The organism is Microbacterium sp. zg.Y909, assembly GCF_024626565.1.
Window position 1 is genome coordinate 1 of record NZ_JANJFJ010000413.1, and the last position, 3,756, is coordinate 3,756.

Consider the following 3,756-nt stretch of genomic DNA (forward strand, 5'->3'; position numbering starts at 1 on the left):
ACGCGTCGCATGAGCAGCCAGGCCGCCGAGTCGCTGAGCACCGCCGCCTGACCGTCGCGGCCGATGCGCACGGCGTGCTCGCGCACGATCGCGTCGGCGAAGCTGTTGTACGTGGACACCGTTGGCCGGTGCAGCAGCGACTCGTCGTCGGCGTCGTCGGGTACGGCGCCCGTGGCGGCGACGAGGCCCGCGAGAAGGGCCCGCCGCGCGGCGTCGTTGGGCGCGTCGGCGAAGGCATCGAGGCGTCCCGCGGCGTGAAGAGCCGGCAGGTGCGCCAGCAGCCCTCGCCTCTCGAACTCCGCCAGGCGCTGCAGCCGCTTGTGGATGCGCTCGGCCAGCTCGCCGGCGGCCTTGCGGGTGAAGGTCAGTCCCAGCACCTGATCGCGGCGCACCAGGCCGTTGGCGACCAGCCACACCACCCGGCCCGCCATCGTCTCGGTCTTGCCGCTGCCGGCGCCGGCGACGACGAGGCCCGGCTGCAGGGGCGACTCGATGACGGCGGCCTGCTCCGGCGTCGGCGGGAACTGCCCGAGCGCCGAGGCGATGGCCTGGGCGGAGATGACACCGGTCATGAGCTCACCGCGCCGATCGTGTGGATGCGGCAGAGGCCGTAGGAGTGCTCGTCGCGGCAGTGCTCCTCGTAGGGTGCGACGAAGGACGTTCCGCGCATGACGTCGACGGCCGCGACGACGCGCGCCACGAAAGCGGCACGAGTGTCGTCGTCGAAGGGCAGCTGGCGCGGGGTGACGTAGTCCTTGGATGCCGCGCTGGGCCGCAGCACCAGCAGCTTCGCCCCACCCGGGCGCGCGCCTTCGGGTGCGGCCACGGCGCCGGACTCGAACGCCAGCTGGTATGCCGCCAGCTGGGGGTTGTCGGCGACTGCCTTGTCCGTCTGCGGCTCGCTCTTGCCCGTCTTGAGGTCCACGATCACCACGGATCCGTCGGGCCCGATCTCGACGCGGTCGATGTAGCCGCTGAGCACCGCCTTGTGCTCACCGGCATCGGCAAGCGGAATCGGCACCTCGAAGTGCGGCTCGGCGCTCACGAGGGTCACGCCCTCACGCTCGGCGTCGCGCAGGTACCGGTGCAGGCGCCGCACGAGGTCGCGCGCTCGGGTGCGCTCGGCGCGGTCGCGCCATGCCGCGTCGAAGTCGAGTTCCTTCCAGCGCTGCTGCACGATGTCCCAGAGACCTTCCTCATCCAGTCCGGCACCGTGTTCGAGGGCAGCGTGGATCAGGGTGCCGAGGCCGGCGACCGCCCCGCCCGCGTCGCCGCCCAGCTCGGCGATGACCCAGTCGAGCTGGCACTGCTCCAACGCCTGCAGACGCGACGGAGACACCCGCACATCCTCACGGTCGAGATCCCGCAGCGGCGCCGTGGTGGTCGGGCCGGCCACTCCGTACCACTGGGCGGGGTCAGCGCCAGCGACGCCGGCATCGGCGAGGAGTGCCAGCTGGCCGGCGGCGGCGGCGCGGGACGCTGCGGGTGCGCGGGGGTCGGTCAGCGCGCGGCGGTGCAGGGCGACGAGTCCGCGCAGGGTGAGTGGATGCTCGGCCTCTCGCGGTGCCGGCTGCGGATCGGGCAGAAGCTCGAACAGCACGCTGGGCCCGGTGTCGTCGTCGTCGACCGCGGTGACGATGAGCTGCGAGGTCGCGCGGGAGACCGCGCGTGCGAACAGGCGCAGCTCGTCGTGCATCGCCTGCCGCCGCCGGTCGAGCACGTCGATGGCGTCGTCGCCCTCGACCGCTCCCGCGAGTCGCCAGGTCTCCAGCAGGCTGCCCCGCAGGCGGGTGTTCGGCCACACGCCGTCCTGCACGCCCGCCACCACGACCGTGTCGAATTCCAGCCCGAGCGAGCCGGCCGGAGTCAGCACCCGCACGCTTGCTTCGGGCGGGGGCGCCGTGAGGCGGTCCTCGGCCACGTCGCTGTCGAGGATGCCGCGCACGAACGCCAGCGGCGGGGCCCCGTCCTCGCGTTCGACGGCCCGCTTCGCAGCCTGGAAGAGCGCGACCACCGCGTCGAGGTCCCGGTTCGCCTGCTCCGCCAGGGGTCCGTGACCGTGCGCGGCCTCGGCCCACGGGGTCTGCAGTCCCGAGCGTTCCCAGGCCGTCCAGAGCATCTCGTGCACGGTCGCGCCGGCGGCGTGCTGCGCGGCCAGAAGCGCGAGCGTGCCGGCCACCCGGGCCGCCCGGCGGGCTTCTCGCGTGTCGATGAGCTCCAGTTCCAGCGGCCGCGCCATGCCCGACACGAGCAGGTCGTGCCCGCTGCGCTCGCCCCCCGCCGCCAGCTCCGTCTGCCGCAGAGTCGTGCGCAGCCGCCGCAGCTCGACCGGGTCCATGCCTGCGGTCACGCCCAGCAGCACGTCGGTGACGTCGTCGGCCGTCCATTGCTCGGCCGGACGGGCCGACAGCTCCACGACCCGCAGCAGGTCGCGCACCGGGCGCAAGACGCCCAGCGCCTGCCCGGGGCCGCTCGCGCGCGCCGGCACCTCGCGCGCCGCCAGCTCCGCCTCGAGCGCAGAGACCTGGCGGGTGTCGTGGGCGATGACGGCGCATCGGTCCCACGGCACCCCGTCGCGCAGGTGCCGCTCCCGCAGCAGTCGCGCGATGGCGTCGAACTCCTCCGACGCCGAACGCAGCGTGAAGGCGCGCACCGAGGCGTGCGGCGCGACCCGATCGTCGGGCTCGGCCGGGCGCACCCGGTGACTGACGATCCCGACGGCGCCGATGCGCTCGGTCACCGACGCCAGCAGCGACCGCTGCGCCGGGGTTCCCCGGTGCACCCCGGTGAGCACGATCGGCGGGGCCGCCGCCGCCAGCCGGGCGAAGTTGCGCGGTGACGCGCCGCGGAACGTGCCCGAGCCGACATCGGGGTCGCCGAATGCCATGACGGCGATGCCGTGCGTGCGGCATGCCTCGAGCATCTCGACGCCGCCGAGGGTCAGCTCCTGCGCGTCGTCGACCAGCAGCACCCGCACCGCGGCGAAAGGTCCGAGCATCGCCGCGCCGGGCGTGCTGGTCCGCAGGATGCCGACGGCTTCGCGCACGAGTCCGGCGGCGTCTCGGTGCGCCCCGCGCATGTCGGCGCGGACGCGCTCGTACTCCGTCGCGAACGATGCGAGCGACTCCCAGGCAGGCAGCTCCAGCCGCCGGGCGAACGCGCCGAGACGGGCAGGCGTGACCCCGAGGGTGGTGCACTCCGCGAGGAACGTGCGCACCTCGGCGCGGAACCCCGCCGTGCCGCGGATGGGAGCGGGCAGCCAGTCCGGCCAGCGGGACGCTCCCGAGGCCTCGTCTTCGGCGTCACCGGCGAGAAGGTCCTGGAGCAGCTGGTCCTCGTCGGCTCCCGTGAGCAGCTGCGGGGGCTCGCCGCCGCCGTGCACCGCCGCGGCGCGGACGAGCTGGAAGGCCAGCGAGGCCACCGAGCGCGCCAGCGGGCCGGCGGTCGCCCGGCCCACCGCCAGTGCCAGGCGGTCACGCAGCGCCGTCGCCGCCGTGCGGCTCGAGGTGAGCACGACGATCGTGTCGGGGTCGACGCCGGCGTCGACGAGCGCCCGCACGCGCGCCACGAGCGTTGCGGTCTTGCCGGTCCCGGGCGCACCGACCACCACCGCCGACGTCTCCGGCGCGAGGGCGAGGACCTGCCGCTGAGCGGCGTCGGGGACGAAGGCGGCATCGGAGCCGGGCTCGGGTGCCCTGGGTTCACTCTGTCGCATCGAAGCCACGGTAGCCGCCCCCACCGACGTTCGCCGACAGC

Annotated in this window: 2 protein-coding genes; both read right to left on the bottom strand. The window is 74.6% G+C overall.

From position 1 onward, the window contains the following. Window positions 1-572, bottom strand: a 572-nt coding sequence (locus tag NQ160_RS20370) for a UvrD-helicase domain-containing protein (protein ID WP_257516921.1), incomplete at its 3' end; no start/stop codon positions are given. Beyond that, the gene (locus tag NQ160_RS20375) at window positions 569-3,715 is read right to left on the bottom strand and encodes an ATP-dependent helicase (protein WP_257516922.1); all 3,147 of its coding nucleotides are present in this window, start codon (window positions 3,713-3,715) and stop codon (window positions 569-571) included. The genes NQ160_RS20370 and NQ160_RS20375, both read right to left, overlap by 4 nt. Window positions 3,716-3,756 lie beyond the last annotated feature (41 nt).